The sequence below is a fragment of the Rhodococcus sp. Ni2 genome, from assembly GCF_021352185.1.
GTDB lineage: Bacteria > Actinomycetota > Actinomycetes > Mycobacteriales > Mycobacteriaceae > Rhodococcus_F > Rhodococcus_F qingshengii.
In genome coordinates this window covers 1,364,098-1,379,931 of record NZ_WOXZ01000002.1, presented here as the reverse complement: position 1 = coordinate 1,379,931, position 15,834 = coordinate 1,364,098, and the positions used below count along the sequence as shown (strand labels likewise).

Here is a 15,834-nt window from a genome sequence, read left to right as displayed (position 1 = left end):
AGCCTCTCTTCCACACCATTGCGCACCCGTGCGAGCCGAACGTCCGATTCGCAGCAGCTACCGACCTCATCCAACCTCGACGAGCCAGAACCACCCATTGTCTCCGATACATAGGTGACAAGAGAAATCCATACCCCGGTGTATCGACGGTTTTGTTGCAATTCGTTACAAATCGCCCAGCTCATCTACCCCCCGATCGCATTGCCGAAACGCACCGTTCAGACGCGGCGCGCGACACCTCTCCCCCTGGGACAATCAATTGCAACCGACGATCTACACCCCAATCCACATCAGTCACCTCGGACAATTTACAGGGCCGCCGGGTACTGGGTGTCTGAGCTCGAACGAGATTCGACAGTCGCTGATCGAGACTATCGGTACTCGCCGACAGACCGACGAAAGAACGCGCCGACCAGCGGTCGGCGCGTTCTTCGATTTACGGTACGAAGCTTCAGGAAAAGCCCACACCAGTCACACTCTTCAGGTGCTCGCTGCTGACCCCTGGAGCCAGCTCCACAAGCTGCAGCCCGTCCGCGGTGACGTCCAGCACTGCCAGGTCGGTGATGATCCGGTTGACGACGCTCTGACCGGTAAGCGGCAGCGTGCAGGCCTCGACGATCTTGGGATTGCCGTCGCGGTCGGTGTGCTCCATCACGACGATGACGCGGCGGGCACCGTGGACCAGATCCATCGCCCCGCCCATACCCTTCACCATCTTGCCCGGCACCATCCAGTTGGCAAGGTCACCGGTCTTCGACACCTGCATCCCGCCGAGCACCGCGGTGTCGATGTGACCACCGCGGATCATGCCGAAGGAGAGAGCCGAGTCGAAGAACGCGGCGCCTGAATTGACGGTGACGGTTTCTTTACCGGCATTGATGAGGTCGGCATCGACCTGATCATCGGTCGGATACGGTCCGGTACCGAGGATGCCGTTCTCGCTGTGGAGGACCACCTTGACGCCCTCGGGCAGGTAACTGGGGATCAGAGTCGGCAGGCCGATGCCGAGGTTGACGTACTCCCCCGGCCGCATCTCGGCGGCAGCGCGAGCGGCCATCTCGTGGCGAGTCCAACCGATACGGGTTTCCTCTGCACTGGTCACTTGGTACCTCCTGATACGGTCCGCTTCTCGATCCGCTTCTCCTGTGGGCCTGTGTGCACGACCCGCGCGACGAACACTCCAGGTAGGTGCACGTGTGCGGGGTCGATGTCGCCCGGCTCGACGAGGTTCTCCACCTGCGCGATGGTGATCCGGCCGGCCATGGCAGCAAGCGGGTTGAAGTTCATCGCCGTCTTGTTGAAGACGAGATTTCCTTCGGTGTCGCCGTAGTCCGCGTGCACGAGCGCGAAGTCAGCGGTGATCGCCTCTTCCAATACATACGTGCGGCCACCGAACACTGCCGTCGCCTTCGGTGGCGACGCCACGGCGATCGAACCGTCCGGGTTGTATCGCCACGGCAAGCCGCCCTCGGCGATCGGGGTGCCGACGCCGGCCGGAGTGTAGAACGCCGGGATGCCGGTACCGCCTGCTCGCAGCCGCTCGGCCAGCGTCCCCTGCGGCGTCAACTCCACTTCGAGCTCACCGGCGAGATACTGGCGCGCGAACTCCTTGTTCTCCCCCACGTACGACGCCGTCACCCTGGCGATCCGGTGCGCGCCGAGCAGAATGCCGAGACCGTAGTCGTCGACACCGCAGTTGTTGGAGAACACCTCGAGATCGGTGGCGTCGCCGTCGGCGATCGCCGCGATCAGTGCGTCGGGAATACCGCACAGCCCGAAGCCGCCCACTGCGAGCCTGGATCCACTCGCGATGTCGGCAACTGCCTCAGCTGCCGTATTCACGACTTTGCTCATCCGTTAGTTCTCCTTCTGCTGAAAGATTCCGGCTCGGTGAAGAAGCTTCTCGGCGTGACGGAGAACGGGAGCGTCGACCATCTTGCCCTCGAACGCGAACACACCACGTTCAGTAGACACCGCGGCAAGCACTCGTGTGGCCCAGTCGATCTCTTTTTCCGAAGGTGCGAAGGCCCCGCGGATGACCTCGACCTGACTCGGATGGATCGCAACCTTCACGTCGAAGCCGACTGCGACGGCATCAGCGGACTCGACGCCCAGGCCGACGAGGTCCTTGATGTCGAGGTACACGGAATCGACAGCCAACCGGCCGTAGCTCTTCGCGGCCAGGAGAGACGTCGATCGGACGTGCTTGGCAACGTCGCGGTACGAACCGTTCGGGTGCCTGCTCGAGTTGCCGCCGAGACCGGCAACAAGATCCTCGGCTCCCCACATGACACCGATGGCGTTCGCAGCAAGCGCGATGTCGGCCACGGCGAGGGCTCCTCGCGGGGACTCGACGAGCGCAACCACGTCCGCCGGTGCGAGCGAGAGGACGTCCTCGGCCGATTCGCACTTGGACAGCATGAGACGCGAATAGTGTGTGCCGTCCAGCGCGATCAGATCGAGTTCGTGATCAGGCGTACCGACCGGATTGACGCGCACGACCGTCCGCTCCGGATCGAGAGGCGTGTCGATCAGGGCTGCACGTGCGGCTTCCTTGTCGGCCGGAGCCACACCGTCTTCGAGATCGAGGATCACGACGTCGGCAACAGCCGCGGCCTTCGCATAGCGCTCGGGACGATCCGCCGGGCAGAACAACCACGCCGGCCCCGGCGGTGTCCACGTCATGAGGACACCTCTGCCGGACGCAGTTGCACCAGTGTCTTGCGCGTGGCCAGTGCGACGACGTCACCGTGCTGGTTACGCCCGGTGTGCACGAGCGTCACGATGCCTTCACCTGGACGGCTCTTCGACTCGCGCTTGTCCGCGATGAGCGTCTCGGCATACAAGGTGTCGCCGTGAAAGAGCGGCTTCGGGAAGCTGATCTCGGAGAAACCGAGGTTCGCCACGATGGTGCCCTGCGTCAACTGCGCGACGGACAGGCCGACGATGGTCGACAGGGTGAACATCGAATTGACCAGCCGCACACCGAATTGAGTGTCCTCGCTGTACGCGGCATCGAGATGCAACGCCTGCGTGTTCATGGTCAAAGTCGTGAACAGGACGTTGTCAGCCTCGGTCACCGTCCGGCCTGGGCGATGCTCGTAGATCGCGCCGACCTCGAACTCCTCGAACCAGAGCCCGCGCTGAGTGATCTTCTTGGGGTTCGTCACAGCCCTGCCTCACGAGCGATGAGCATCAACTGCACCTCGGTCGTTCCCTCACCAATTTCGAGGATCTTGCTGTCACGGTAGTGGCGCGCGACGGCGTACTCGTTCATGAAGCCGTATCCGCCGTGGATCTGCGTGGCGTCACGGGCGTTGTCCATGGCAGCTTCGGAGGAAATCAGCTTGGCGATAGACGCCTGCTTCTTGAACGGCTTGCCCGACAACATGAGTGCGGCCGCGTCGTAGTACGCGGTACGTGCGACGTGGGCACGAGCCTCCATACGCGCGATCTTGAACGCGATGGCCTGGTTGTGTCCGATGGGGCGACCGAACGCCTCGCGTTCCTTGGCGTACTTGATCGACTCGTCGACGCAGCCCTGGGCGGCACCGACGCTCAACGCGGAAATAGCGATGCGGCCTTCGTCGAGGATGCGCAGGAAGTTCGCGTAGCCGCGGCCGCGCTCACCGAGCAGATTCTCTTCGGGGACACGAACATCGGCGAACGTGAGCGGATGGGTGTCGGATGCGTTCCAACCGACTTTGTTGTACGCCGGTTCGGCCGTGAAGCCGGGCGTCGTGGTCGGCACGAGGATCGTCGAGATCTCCTTCTTGCCGCCGTCCTTGACACCCGTGACCGCGGTGACCGTCACGAGCTTGGTGATGTCGGTGCCCGAGTTGGTGATGAACTGCTTGTTGCCGTTGATGATCCACTCACCGCTGTCGAACTTCGCGGTGGTCTTGGTGCCGCCGGCGTCGCTACCCGCACCGGGTTCGGTCAGGCCGAAGGCAGCCAACGACTTGCCGCTGGTGAGCTGCGGAAGCCACTCCTGCTTCTGTGCCTCGTTACCGAAACGGTAGATCGGCATGGCACCAAGGGACACACCAGCTTCGAGAGTGATCGCGACGCTCTGGTCGACCTTGCCCAGCTCTTCGAGCGCCAGGCAGAGTGCGAAGTAGTCGCCGCCCATTCCGCCGTACTCCTCGGGAAACGGCAGGCCGAACAGTCCCATGTCGGCCATCCCGGCCACTACCTCGTACGGGAAGGTGTGGTTGGCGTCGTGCTCGGCAGCAACCGGTGCCACTACGGTCTTCGCGAAATCCGCAACCGTCTTGGCGAGCTGCTGGTATTCGTCCGGAAGCGCTCCGGTGGCAAGGTAATCGGACATCAGGCGTCTTCCTTCTGCGTCATGTTCTCGGTCTTTACTTCTGCAGTCTCTTCGTCCGCGACAGGTACCACGCGGGCCAGAACCTGATCCACCATCACCTGATCGCCCTGACGGACAAGCACTTCCACGATCCCGTCGATCGGGGACGTCAAGGAGTGCTCCATCTTCATGGCCTCGACCACGACGAGTGGTTGTCCCGCGCTCACTGCCGCGCCGTTCTCGACGTTGACTGCGATGACGGCACCGGGCATGGGGCTGGCGATTTCGGCGTCACCGGCGTGCTTGTCCTCACCGCGAACGCTGACTTCGGCTACCTCGCGCACGTGCCAGGTTCCGCCGCCTGCCAGCCACAGACCACCATCGGTCTCGGCGACGACAAACGTGCGTCGACGTCCGTCGATCACCACCGCCAGTTCGGATCCCGTCAGGGTCGCGCTGAATGCGCGAGGCTGTGAACCTTCGACCTCGACCTTTGCATCCGCGGGAACGCCGACGATCGCAACGTGCGCCGTTCGGGTGCCGGCGGAGAGCCTGATGCTGGTCGGAGCGGGAGTTCCGACGCGCCACCCACTCGGGACGTCCCAGGGATCAACGCATTCCGAGGTTGTCCACCGCGAGAGCCAGCGATACGCCGCGGCAGCAATGAGAACCTCGTCGGAGGCGTCGGCTGCGACAAAGTCTTCGACGCGACGATCGAGCAGACCGGTGTCGAGGTTGCCCGCGATCACATCCGGATCAGCCAGGAGGAACCGTGCGAATTCGATGTTGGTCACGACTCCGAGCACTGCGGTGTCACCGAGTGCGCGATCGAGCTTGCGCAGTGCGCCCGCGCGGTCGGGAGCGTGGGCGATGACCTTGCTGAGCATCGGGTCGTAGTCACTGCCGACGACGGTGCCCGCGAGCAGTCCGGAATCGACGCGCACGCCGGAACCTGACGGCTCGACCAGATCGACGACGCGGCCGCCCGTCGGCAGGAATCCACGGCCCGGATCCTCCGCGTACACACGAGCTTCGATGGCGTGCCCGGTCAGCGTGATGTCACCCTGGGAGAAGGCCAACTTCTCCCCTGCTGCCACACGGACCTGCCATTCGACCAGATCCAGTCCGGTCACCATTTCGGTGACGGGATGCTCGACCTGGAGGCGGGTGTTCATCTCCATGAAGAAGAACTCGTCCGGCTTGTCGGCGGAGACGATGAACTCCACGGTGCCGGCGCCGGTGTAATCGACGCTTCGAGCGGTGTTGCACGCTGCCGCGCCGATCCGGTCACGGGTCACCTGATCGAGCAGCGGCGAGGGAGCCTCTTCGATGACCTTCTGATGACGCCGCTGCAGGCTGCATTCGCGCTCACCGAGGTGAACGACGTTGCCGTGCTGGTCGGCGAGAACCTGGACCTCGATGTGCCGGGGCCGCAGGACGAATCGCTCGAGGAACAGGGTGTCGTCGCCGAACGACGACGCGGCCTCACGGCGGGCACTGCGAAGAGCCTCGGCCAGATTGGCCGGATCCTCGACCAGACGCATTCCCTTGCCGCCTCCGCCGGCCGAAGGCTTGACCAACACCGGGTAGCCGATGTCCTCGGCCGCTGCGATCAGTTCTTCGTCGGTCAGATTGGGGCGAGCGATACCCGGGACCACCGGCACGTCGAACGCGGCAACCGCGTTCTTCGCGGTGATCTTGTCACCCATCACCTCGATCGCCCGCTCGGAGGGGCCGAGGAAGGCGATTCCGGCGGCCGCACAGGCAGCCGAGAACGCCGAGTTCTCCGACAGGAAGCCGTAACCGGGGTGAATACCCTGAGCACCGGTGGACTTGGCAGCGTCGATGACCTTGTCGATGACGAGGTAGCTTTCACGCGCCGCGGCCGGTCCGATGTTGACGGCAGTGTCGGCCTCGCGGACGTGGCGAGCATTCGCGTCGGCGTCGCTGTAGACGGCGACGCTGCGAATTCCCAACTCACGCAGCGTGCGGATCACACGAACCGCGATCTCACCGCGGTTGGCCACGAGAACAGTATCGATAGTGCGCAACTCAGTCATTTCGCTCACATCCGGAAGACGCCGTAGGAGACCGGCTCGATCGGCGCGTTTGCGCACACCGAAAGGGCCAGGCCGAGAACAGTTCTGGTATCTGCGGGATCGATGACACCGTCATCCCACAGCCGCGCAGTGGAGTAGTACGGATTGCCCTGAGCCTCGTACTGCTCGCGGATCGGCGCCTTGAAGGATTCTTCGTCCTCGGCCGACCACGGATTACCCGCGCTGTCGAGCTGGTCACTACGAACCGTCGAGAGCACCGAAGCTGCCTGCTCGCCGCCCATGACCGAGATGCGCGCGTTCGGCCACATCCACAGGAAGCGAGGTGAATACGCGCGTCCACACATGGAGTAGTTGCCGGCGCCGTACGAGCCGCCGATGACGACTGTCAGCTTGGGGACCCGCGCACACGCGACTGCCGTGACCATCTTGGCGCCGTGCTTGGCGATGCCGCCGGCCTCGTAGTCGCGTCCCACCATGAAGCCCGCGATGTTCTGCAGGAACAGCAGCGGCACACTGCGCTTGTCGCACAGTTCGATGAAATGTGCTCCCTTCATGGCGGATTCGCCGAAGAGCACGCCGTTGTTGGCGATGATGCCGACCGGGTGGCCCTCGATGTGCGCGAAACCGGTGACGAGCGTCTTGCCGTATTCAGCCTTGAACTCCTGGAACGCGCCACCGTCAACGAGCTTGGTGATGACCTCGTGCACGTCGTACGGAGTACGGGGATCAGTCGGAACGACGTCGTACAGCTCGCTCTGATCGGCGACGGGCGGAACCGTGGAGATGACGTCCCACGGGCGCTCGGAGCGGGGGCCGAGCGTGGCAATGATGTTGCGCACGATCCGAAGTGCGTCGCGGTCATCCTCGGCCAAGTGATCGGTGACGCCGGAAACCTTGGAGTGCAGGTCGCCGCCGCCGAGCTCTTCGGCCGTCACGATCTCACCGGTGGCTGCCTTCACGAGCGGCGGTCCGCCGAGGAAGATGGTGCCCTGGTTGCGGACGATCACTGCTTCGTCGCTCATCGCGGGCACGTAGGCGCCTCCCGCGGTGCACGAACCGAGAACTGCGGCGATCTGGGGAATCCCCTTGGCGCTCATGGTCGCCTGGTTGTAGAAGATCCGGCCGAAGTGCTCACGGTCCGGGAAGACCTCGTCCTGGCGCGGCAGGAAGGCGCCGCCGGAGTCGACGAGGTAGATGCAGGGAAGGTTGTTCTGCAGCGCAACTTCCTGCGCGCGCAGGTGCTTCTTCACCGTCATCGGGTAGTAGGTGCCGCCCTTGACCGTCGCGTCGTTGGCAACGATGACGCACTCGCGACCCGACACACGGCCGATACCGGTGATGACGCCGGCGCCCGGGCACTCGTCGTCGTACAGGCCGTTGGCCGCCAGTGGGGATAGCTCGAGGAACGGGCTGCCCTGGTCGAGCAGCGAGTCGACGCGATCTCGCGGCAGCAACTTCCCTCTGCTCACGTGACGCTCGCGAGAGCGCTCGTTGCCACCCAGCGCTGCTTGCGCCAGTTTCTTCTTCAGTTCGTCCACCAGAACGGTGTGATCGGACCGGTAGCCCGATCCTTGCGTGATTCCACTGGGAGTCATCCCGCCGCCTTCGCCATGAGTTAATGCTCGATAACTGAAACTAGATTAACTATGATTAACTGAGTTGTCCAGAACACAAGCGAAGAAAGATCGAGAGAATGACCTCTGAGCAGGTAGCAGCTCCGACGCGACGCGATCAGATGAAGGCCGACCGTCGACGTCAACTCTTGGACGCCGCCGCCCGGTTGATCGCCGAGCGCGGATTCGTGAGTGTGCGACTCGAAGACCTCGGCGCGGCCGTCGGCATCAGCGGCCCGGCCGTGTACCGGCATTTCCCCAACAAGGATGCCGTCCTCGTGGAACTTCTTGTCGGCATCAGCACGCGCCTGCACGAAGGCGGCTCTGCGGCAGCGGAGGCAGCGGACTCACCGAGCGCCGCACTCGACGCACTGGTGGAGTTCCACCTCGACTTCGCGCTCGGCGAGCCGGACCTGATCCGCATCCAGGACCGCGACCTCGAAAGCCTGCCGGCCGACGCGCGTCGACAAGTGCGTCAAACGCAGCGTAAGTACGTCGAGGTGTGGGTCGGAGTCCTCGAACAACTCGACCCCCAGCTCGATCAGGCGGACGCACGAATCAAAGCGCATGCCACCTTCGGTCTGATCAACTCGACGCCGCACAGCGCCAACCCCGCTTCGCCGGCACGCGCACGTCGCGTCCTGCGGGATATGACACTGGCCGCCCTGCGCACCCACTGAAACCGGACACGGCACAATCGGTGGCAGACTGGTTACACCAGCTAACAGATGAGGGTGCCGAACGTGGAAGACAGCAGTGGGGTCAGCAGGGCCGATTTCGCCGAACTGCGGACCGAGTTCTCCCGCTTCATGATGTTGTACCAATTCGGAATCTCCGAACTGATGACCAAGGTGAACATCCTCAAGGACGAGTTCACTCACATCAATCAGTACAGCCCCATCGAACACGTCACGTCACGAGTCAAGTCACCGGACAGCATCCTGCGAAAGGCTCAACGCCTGAACGTCCCGCTGACGATCGACGACATCTCGAAGAACATCTTCGACATCGCTGGAGTACGTATCACCTGCAGCTTCATTTCCGACACGTACCGAATCGCCGAGATGCTCACCAGCCAGACGGACCTTCGGGTGATCGAGCGCGAGGACTACATCGCCGATCCGAAACCCAACGGCTACAAGAGCTTGCACTTGATCGTCGAGGTCCCGGTTTTCATGAGTGACCGCGTCAGGCACGTACCGATCGAACTTCAGATCCGCACGATCGCGATGGATTTCTGGGCGAGCCTCGAACACAAGATCTACTACAAGTACAACCGCGAGGTTCCCGTCGAACTCCTCGACGAACTCACCGAGGCTGCTGCCGCGGCACACCGCCTCGACGTCAAGATGGAACGACTCAACGACGAGTTCGCGAAAATCAAAGCGCTGCCCCATCCTGATGACGAAATCCTCGAGCAGGATCTGCCGGCACAGTTCCTCGAGGCGCTGCATCTTCAGCGACGGGCGCTCTGAATTCGGTCCCCCTCCCCTGAGCGAACGCGCCTTTCGGCGCATCTGAGGCGACGAAAGTGCCGTTCTCTCACAACTGGGGTCGGACAACTAGGGCAAACAAAAAGAAGTGCGCCCTCCCGAACTTCGGGAGGGCGCACTTCTCGAATTGGGTCGGCTTGCTATTTCTTGCCAGTGACGGCGCTGTAGCCGATCGAGAGCACGGCCGCCGCGGCGATGCTGATGATCCAGCGGATCCAGTCGATTCCACCCGTGTCGCCCTTGTCCGAGATCGCTCCCCAGACCCAGTACCCGATAAGCGCTCCGGCGATACCCAGCACGACGGTCACGATCATGCCGTACTGCTGCTTACCTGGCAGTACGAGACGAGCCAGGATTCCGATGACTGCGCCGAAAATGATGGTTCCGATAATTTGCCCCATGACAGCCCCTCTCACACGTCGTGCATGCACGCGGACGGAAGATCACCGCTCAGGGAAACAATAACCACAGTCACACACAACTGTCGCTTGTTGACCGAATTGTTGTCCGAGATGCAACCTCGACGCGTTACATCCACGACATTCGCGAGTTATTTTTTCGCAATCAAGCGGACCTACCGTTCCCATCCATGCCAACTTCCGTAAAACTGCCGAACAGCGAGCTCGCGCGACTCGCCAACAAGCCGCCCTGGTACCGATCACTGTTCGTGCAATTGATCGCCGCTATCGTCATCGGTGTTCTCATCGGCTGGTTGTGGCCGGAATTCGGCGCGAACCTCAAGCCCCTCGCCGACGGGTTCATCAAGCTGATCAAAATGCTGATCGCGCCGATCATCTTCTGCACCGTTGTGATCGGGATCGCCCACGTCGGGGATCTGAAGGCCGTGGGGCGTATCGGCGTCAAAGCACTCATCTACTTCGAGGTCGTGACCACCTTCGCCCTGTTGTTCGGGCTGCTCATCGGAAATCTGATGAAGCCGGGTGCGGGATTCGACATCGATCCGGAGACGCTGGCGAACGGTGCGGACGCCGTGGCCGCCAAGACCGGAAGTGGCGAACTTCCCCACACCGTCGAATTCCTGCTCAATATCATTCCGGTGTCGATAGTTTCGGCCTTCGCCGAGAACGCACTCCTCCAAGTCCTCTTCTTCGCCGTACTGTTCGGGCTCGCATTGGCCAAGGCGGGTGAGAGTGGACCACCGATCGTGTTCGAACTCGTCGATCGTCTGAGCCATCTGTTCTTCACGATCATCGGCTGGATCATGAGACTGGCGCCGTTGGGCGCTTTGGGCGCGATGGCGTACATCGTCGGTCAGTACGGGATCGCTTCGCTCGGAAGTTACGGAAAGCTGATCGCCGCATGCTATCTCGCCGCCGTCCTGTTCATCCTCATCCTGGCCGCGATAGTCAGGTACTTCGCGGGCGTGAACCTGTGGAAGTTCGTCAAGTACATCAAGGACGAACTCTTCCTCGCTTTGGGAACGGCGTCGACCGAAGTAGTTCTGCCCCGAATCATGGTCAAGCTCACCAACGCCGGATGCTCGCGCACTACAACAGGATTGGTGGTGCCTACCGGCTACTCGTTCAATCTCGACGGCGCGACGCTGTACCTGTCGATCTGCATGCTGTTTCTGGCGCAGGCACTCGGCGTGGACCTGACACTCGGTGAACAGATCACTGCCGTCCTGGTTCTGATGCTCACCTCAAAGGGAATGGCCGGCGTGCCGGGATCGTCATTCCTGGCGCTGTCGGCCACCGTGGCCGCAATCGGTCACGGCGCAATTCCAGTTGCCGCAGTCGCTCTCCTACTGGGCGCCGATCGAATCATGGATTCGATGCGGGTGTCGGTGAACCTGCTCGGGAACTGTGTCGCAACCTTCGTGGTCGCCAATTGGGAGGGGCAGCTCGACAAGGAGCGCATGCGCCGAGTGCTCGACGGAGAAGACGTTTCACCGCTCGAGGAAGTCGATCCGATCACCGGGAAAACCGTTCCGGCACCCGAAACCGAAGGCATCCTGACCCGATAGGTAGGGCCGGCTACCGATTGCACATCGGGAATCGGTGCTGAAAAGTCGCGGGGGCAGACTTCACTGGAAAATCCAGACCGACAGCTACAAAAGCAAATATTTGCAGATGGCGGCAACCTTGCCGTCAGGGGTCCGTTGAATCTACAAATATGGCACTTGCGCTGCACCGACTCCACTTCACTGAAAAGCAACTTGCGACATCTAGATATTGCCCAGCGGTTGCCGCAGTGGCGATTCACAATTCAGCGAACGGGCAGCATTATATTTGCCGGAATTAGAAGGACTAAAGTCCGGTGTTCGACCGACGAATAGACTCGAGTGGGTAAAAATCAATCAGTTCCGAAAGCCTTATTCTGCATGCATTTATGCCGTGCCAGCTGCACTTATGCTGACAGTTTCCCGCAATAAGCTGTTGCGGGATTGATCATATGGCCCTCGGTTCAAATTGTCCGAATGGTCACCTATTGCTATCGTAACCTTTGCGAAGGACTGGACCCAATTGCCCAGCAAAGGAATACAGTGACCGCATCCATGCAGGATATTGAACACTTGTCCACTAATCGACTTTCGGTGGTTGTTCCGGTATTCAACGAAGAGAACGCGGTTTCCGGCTGCATCGAGCGTCTACTGACCGAGTCGGAAATCGATGAGATTCTGATTGTCGACAACAACTCGACGGACGGTACTGCATCGATCATCCAGGAGTTCGCCGAGAAGTACGACAAAGTCAGATATGTCTTCGAGGCCCGCCAAGGCGTCGTACACGCCCGGAACGCGGGCTTCGACGCCTCGACCGGCAACATCATCGGTCGTATCGACGCGGACACACGGGTACAACCGGGATGGGCAGATGCGGTCAAGGGTTTCTTCCAACGCAGCACCGCTCACTCAGCAGTTGCCGGACTCACCTACCTCTTCGAATCGCCGTTTGCTCGAATCCACCGCTACGCACTGGACAGGCAGGTGAAGCAGGGGAAGTTCGATTGCGAACGTCAAGTACTCGCTGTCGCCGGAGCGAACATGGCGATCAGAAAAAGCGCATGGTTGTCGGTCCGCGAGCAAGTCAGTGACCGGCCGGACATCCACGAAGATATCGACCTTTCACTGTGCCTTCGGGAGGGTGGAATGACGATCGGACAGATCGCGGACATGCGAGCGGAAACGTCCGGCCGACGCGGCGAAACCCCTCCGTTGGAGTACTTGAAGTACAACCAAGCATCCGAATCGGTTCTGCACCTTCACAACATCATGAATTGGCGCCTCAAACTGACCATCTGGGGCGACTCGATGCTCCACGCGCTCGTGTGGCCCGTCTACCGCATCTACAACTTCGAGCAGGAGCGCCTGGAGTTCAGGCGCTTGTTCGGCATGTCGAAAGGTCGAATCATGCCAGTTCACCAGTAACCCATCGAATTTCGCTAATCACCGAAGGTTCGCAGCCACCGAATTTCACGACAGTTTCAACGCCGTGACGCGGTCTTCACTGGAACGCAACAGCACCTTCTCCCCCGCCCACAGCTCCCGCGGCATCGCCCAGGGGGTGAACTCTTCGTCCCCGTCCTGGTCCACCCGAACCTCCCAACTACGTTGGCCTGTACGGACATCCGTTCCGTAGACGTTTCCCTCGTCGATAACGACATCGCCGTGCCAGACAACCTCCCCGGCGCGCTCGGCGTTCGATCGCCACAGGACCTCACCGGTGAGCAGGTCCACGAACTGGACCTCGGGTTCGGAACCGGAACGGGTCACGGCAACCACGTTGCCGATCACCGCCAACGACTGTGCGGTGTCGAAGAGTTCACTGTTGGACCACAATTTCTCGCCGGAAGTCCGGTCGAAACCGCTGTGTCCCAGAATGATCGGAGTCGATCTTCCCGCGGGATCATCTCGGCTGTATCGCCCGCCGTAGTACGAGGACTCCGAGGGCAGTTCGTCCGTCCTGGCGAACTCGCGCCCGTTCTGATCGAGCGCGTACTCACTTGTCGGACGGCCATTGCCTTCGCAACCGCCATCCGACACCAATGTCACGCCGTTCGACGATGTATGCGCGGTCGAACAGGTGGAGTAACCGTGTACCCACCGCTGTTCGCCCGTCTTCAGATCGAATCCCAGAGACTCGTCGAGAGTGATCACGCCCAGATCGCCGTGCACCGACATCACCGGATCGACGTATCCGGCTTCCCACGATCCACCGACGTCGAACGCTTTGGACCAGTTCGCTTCCGGATCGTCGACGGTTCCGCTGTGCACGCGAACGTCGTTGCTCTCGATATCGCCCTCGAGCGCGAGGACCGTGTCACCCGAGACAACCGCGAAGATCGGTGCCCACGGCGTCTTGATGTCTCGACGCTCTCCTGTCTCGATATCGAAAAGTGAGTACGAACCACCGGATACGTACGGCCCGGAGAAACACAGCACCGAACTGCCGAGCAGAGTCTCGGAGCAACCACCGACGTCGACCGCCGACGTGCGCCAACGGACAGTGCCGTCGTCGGCATCGAGTGCGACCAATTCCGCGTCGTCCAACGAATATGCCTGGCGGTCCGGCATACCGATCATCGTGACCACGAGTGATCCGGCGTCGATGAATCCGCCCATGTCCATGTTGAATTCGGTTCCAACAAGTGGGCTCCGGAAGATCGCGAACTCGCGCCCGAGAATCTCGGAGGCCTCGACGCTCCATAGCTGCGACGAGATCGCTGTCGGTTCGGAACTCGTCGACGTGACCACCGTGGCGATGGCGGCAGTGACGGTGACTACGGCTGCGGCGGCCGCGATCCGAAGTCGCGATTTCGGAGAGAATCTGGTGGTCATCGAATCTCCAGGCCTTCGGTCGTCGCGAGAAACTCCAACTGCGCGAACGTCATCGGATCGTTCGGGATCGCAGCCGACGACGAAACCGAGACTTGGGTCCCATTCGGGCGGGTGACGACCACCGACCTGCTCGTTTCCTGCGTCGATTCTGCTTTCGAGCCGTCATTTGTCATGGGCACGGTCGAGTAGTTCCGTTCGTCTCGCTCGATCACGGATCCATCCGGTCGCGTCACGACCTCCAAGGGGTGCCCGTCGTAGGAAGGGTCGTATTTGTTGGGCTCCGTAGGGAGTGGTTGTCCGCCGGTAATTGTCATGTTGAGCGTCGACTCGCTGTCTCCCGTCCGAGTGAGAAGTCTCTGACATGCGGTGGACCTGTCATTCTCCGAGACCGTCAGAGTGCCCGGTCCGGCATCAAGAATCGGAAAACCCGGAGGTACAGCGCGCCATCTGACTTCGAGTACCGCGTTGAGACGTTCGATCGTTGCGCGATCGAGTTCGGCCACGTCGCCAGAGTCTCGGGGGATCCCGTGGCACCCGGGCGAAAGCGGTGCCGTACCCGGCGGAGCAGGCGTCGTGATTCGCAGTTGCGGCAGGCTGACCAGAGAAACCAGTTCGTCGATGGTCAGTGGAAGCGCGCCGCTTGCCTGAACCTCGGCGCCGACTCGATCGGCAGTGTCATCGAGATAGGCGTGAACTCGTGTGCCATCGATGCCGTAAAGGAACGCCGAACGAGAGAGAGTGCGTTGTCCGTTGATTTCACTCCACGAGTCCTGCACGTCCACTACTGAACCATCCGCGAGTGAGCGGCGTTCGACGAGAGAACCGGCAACGCACGGAGGAACCGGCGCCTTACTGCTGTTGACCGAGACCGACAGTCCACCACTGGCCTCGCCTCGAAGTATTGTCGCCGACGCATCAGTGGACGCCAGATCCTCGATCGTCCATCCCTCGGGCAACTCGTCCGAGGTCGACGGTGCCGAGATCGGACCGAACTGGAGTGATCGGCTCGGACTGGCGAACTTGATCTCGACGCCGTCCGGAATCGCATCGGCGACCGCATCCGACATCGATACAGCCTTGGCGCCGGAAAACCACGGAAAACGTGGGTCGTCGTACGCGTCGTCGCCGCCTGTCGATGTGAAGATCGAGATTCCGTGGTCGTCGTCCGGCGCTTCGACACTCTCACAACCCGGAATCGCGGTCGGGTACACCGCGCTCGGCGTGACGTACGAGAATTCAGGCACGTCCTCCACCGGAATCTCGTCCGGTGTGGATGTCATGGTGATCGAAGATGACGCAGCTACCGAGATGTCATCGGACGGCGAACTGCTCCACCGATCCACCAGCCCGGCAACCACTGTCCCACCGGCGATCAGGGAGACGACCGTCAGCGCGAAGGTCCACTTCTCGGCCCGCTTCAAATCGGTTTGCTCCTTCGACACGTACCCTCGCAGTCACCGTCACGGCCCGCTCCCGATGCGCGTCGCCTCTGGATGTCCTGTCGCGATCACAGCGATTTCTGTTACCAACCGGATGGTTTCCTATCGCGCGGGCTCCG

Annotated in this window: 14 protein-coding genes; 4 read left to right on the top strand and 10 right to left on the bottom strand. The window is 61.6% G+C overall.

Translation table 11 applies throughout. From position 1 onward, the window contains the following. Positions 1-451 precede the first annotated feature (451 nt). The 7 genes from GN300_RS20105 to GN300_RS20075 are packed head-to-tail and all read right to left on the bottom strand — an operon-like array spanning position 452 to position 7,964. Positions 452-1,057: a 3-oxoacid CoA-transferase subunit B gene (locus GN300_RS20105; RefSeq protein WP_039973146.1), complete on the bottom strand. Its 606-nt coding sequence runs from the start codon at positions 1,055-1,057 to the stop codon at positions 452-454. 41 nt (positions 1,058-1,098) lie between these two features. Continuing rightward, complete coding sequence (locus tag GN300_RS20100; RefSeq protein WP_007730192.1) at positions 1,099-1,854, bottom strand: CoA transferase subunit A; 756 nt, start codon at positions 1,852-1,854, stop codon at positions 1,099-1,101. Between the two features lie 3 nt (positions 1,855-1,857). Next, positions 1,858-2,685: a CoA ester lyase gene (locus GN300_RS20095; protein ID WP_003942031.1), complete on the bottom strand. Its 828-nt coding sequence runs from the start codon at positions 2,683-2,685 to the stop codon at positions 1,858-1,860. Then, positions 2,682-3,170 carry a MaoC family dehydratase gene (locus GN300_RS20090; protein ID WP_003942078.1) on the bottom strand — a complete coding sequence of 163 codons (489 nt, stop codon included), beginning with the start codon at positions 3,168-3,170 and terminating at the stop codon, positions 2,682-2,684. Before GN300_RS20090 ends, GN300_RS20095 begins: the two co-directional genes overlap by 4 nt. Continuing rightward, positions 3,167-4,330 (bottom strand): acyl-CoA dehydrogenase family protein, encoded by a 1,164-nt coding sequence (locus GN300_RS20085; protein ID WP_007730190.1) that lies wholly within the window; start codon positions 4,328-4,330, stop codon positions 3,167-3,169. The genes GN300_RS20090 and GN300_RS20085 overlap by 4 nt, the downstream gene beginning before the upstream one ends. Further along, positions 4,330-6,369: an acetyl/propionyl/methylcrotonyl-CoA carboxylase subunit alpha gene (locus GN300_RS20080; RefSeq protein ID WP_063315116.1), complete on the bottom strand. Its 2,040-nt coding sequence runs from the start codon at positions 6,367-6,369 to the stop codon at positions 4,330-4,332. The genes GN300_RS20085 and GN300_RS20080 overlap by 1 nt, the downstream gene beginning before the upstream one ends. Before the next feature lie 5 nt (positions 6,370-6,374). Then, the gene (locus tag GN300_RS20075; RefSeq protein ID WP_042453308.1) at positions 6,375-7,964 is read right to left on the bottom strand and encodes a carboxyl transferase domain-containing protein; all 1,590 of its coding nucleotides are present in this window, start codon (positions 7,962-7,964) and stop codon (positions 6,375-6,377) included. Positions 7,965-8,062: 98 nt separating this feature from the next. Between GN300_RS20075 and GN300_RS20070 the strand changes: the two genes are divergently transcribed. Together GN300_RS20070 and GN300_RS20065 are read left to right on the top strand one after the other, a co-directional pair. After that, complete coding sequence (locus GN300_RS20070) at positions 8,063-8,662, top strand: TetR/AcrR family transcriptional regulator (protein WP_003941968.1); 600 nt, start codon at positions 8,063-8,065, stop codon at positions 8,660-8,662. 48 nt (positions 8,663-8,710) lie between these two features. Continuing rightward, positions 8,711-9,457: a GTP pyrophosphokinase family protein gene (locus tag GN300_RS20065; protein ID WP_024487832.1), complete on the top strand. Its 747-nt coding sequence runs from the start codon at positions 8,711-8,713 to the stop codon at positions 9,455-9,457. A gap of 158 nt (positions 9,458-9,615) precedes the next feature. On the opposite strand, the gene GN300_RS20060 is transcribed toward GN300_RS20065, so the two are convergent. After that, the gene (locus tag GN300_RS20060) at positions 9,616-9,876 is read right to left on the bottom strand and encodes a GlsB/YeaQ/YmgE family stress response membrane protein (protein WP_003942027.1); all 261 of its coding nucleotides are present in this window, start codon (positions 9,874-9,876) and stop codon (positions 9,616-9,618) included. A gap of 188 nt (positions 9,877-10,064) precedes the next feature. Between GN300_RS20060 and dctA the strand changes: the two genes are divergently transcribed. Together dctA and GN300_RS20050 are read left to right on the top strand one after the other, a co-directional pair. Then, positions 10,065-11,462: a C4-dicarboxylate transporter DctA gene (dctA, locus tag GN300_RS20055; protein ID WP_063314726.1), complete on the top strand. Its 1,398-nt coding sequence runs from the start codon at positions 10,065-10,067 to the stop codon at positions 11,460-11,462. Between the two features lie 549 nt (positions 11,463-12,011). After that, positions 12,012-12,866, top strand: coding sequence for a glycosyltransferase family 2 protein (locus GN300_RS20050; RefSeq protein WP_233405670.1), 855 nt, complete (start codon positions 12,012-12,014; stop codon positions 12,864-12,866). A gap of 45 nt (positions 12,867-12,911) precedes the next feature. Here GN300_RS20050 and GN300_RS20045 read toward each other — a convergent pair whose 3' ends face one another. Together GN300_RS20045 and GN300_RS20040 are read right to left on the bottom strand one after the other, a co-directional pair. Beyond that, the gene (locus GN300_RS20045; protein ID WP_063314727.1) at positions 12,912-14,276 is read right to left on the bottom strand and encodes a PQQ-binding-like beta-propeller repeat protein; all 1,365 of its coding nucleotides are present in this window, start codon (positions 14,274-14,276) and stop codon (positions 12,912-12,914) included. Next, positions 14,273-15,718: a hypothetical protein gene (locus GN300_RS20040; RefSeq protein WP_063314728.1), complete on the bottom strand. Its 1,446-nt coding sequence runs from the start codon at positions 15,716-15,718 to the stop codon at positions 14,273-14,275. Before GN300_RS20040 ends, GN300_RS20045 begins: the two co-directional genes overlap by 4 nt. Between the last annotated feature and the right edge of the window lie 116 nt (positions 15,719-15,834).

What these genes read in the sequence shown, in the direction of transcription:
- GN300_RS20080 (WP_063315116.1), bottom strand. Translation starts at nt 6,369, where the DNA reads ATGACTGAGTTGCGCACTATCGATACTGTTCTCGTGGCCAACCGCGGT.
- GN300_RS20075 (WP_042453308.1), bottom strand. Translation starts at nt 7,964, where the DNA reads ATGACTCCCAGTGGAATCACGCAAGGATCGGGCTACCGGTCCGATCAC.
- GN300_RS20085 (WP_007730190.1), bottom strand. Translation starts at nt 4,330, where the DNA reads ATGTCCGATTACCTTGCCACCGGAGCGCTTCCGGACGAATACCAGCAG.
- GN300_RS20060 (WP_003942027.1), bottom strand. Translation starts at nt 9,876, where the DNA reads ATGGGGCAAATTATCGGAACCATCATTTTCGGCGCAGTCATCGGAATC.
- GN300_RS20105 (WP_039973146.1), bottom strand. Translation starts at nt 1,057, where the DNA reads ATGGCCGCTCGCGCTGCCGCCGAGATGCGGCCGGGGGAGTACGTCAAC.
- dctA (WP_063314726.1), top strand. Translation starts at nt 10,065, where the DNA reads ATGCCAACTTCCGTAAAACTGCCGAACAGCGAGCTCGCGCGACTCGCC.
- GN300_RS20065 (WP_024487832.1), top strand. Translation starts at nt 8,711, where the DNA reads ATGAGGGTGCCGAACGTGGAAGACAGCAGTGGGGTCAGCAGGGCCGAT.
- GN300_RS20100 (WP_007730192.1), bottom strand. Translation starts at nt 1,854, where the DNA reads ATGAGCAAAGTCGTGAATACGGCAGCTGAGGCAGTTGCCGACATCGCG.
- GN300_RS20095 (WP_003942031.1), bottom strand. Translation starts at nt 2,685, where the DNA reads ATGACGTGGACACCGCCGGGGCCGGCGTGGTTGTTCTGCCCGGCGGAT.
- GN300_RS20070 (WP_003941968.1), top strand. Translation starts at nt 8,063, where the DNA reads ATGACCTCTGAGCAGGTAGCAGCTCCGACGCGACGCGATCAGATGAAG.
- GN300_RS20045 (WP_063314727.1), bottom strand. Translation starts at nt 14,276, where the DNA reads ATGACCACCAGATTCTCTCCGAAATCGCGACTTCGGATCGCGGCCGCC.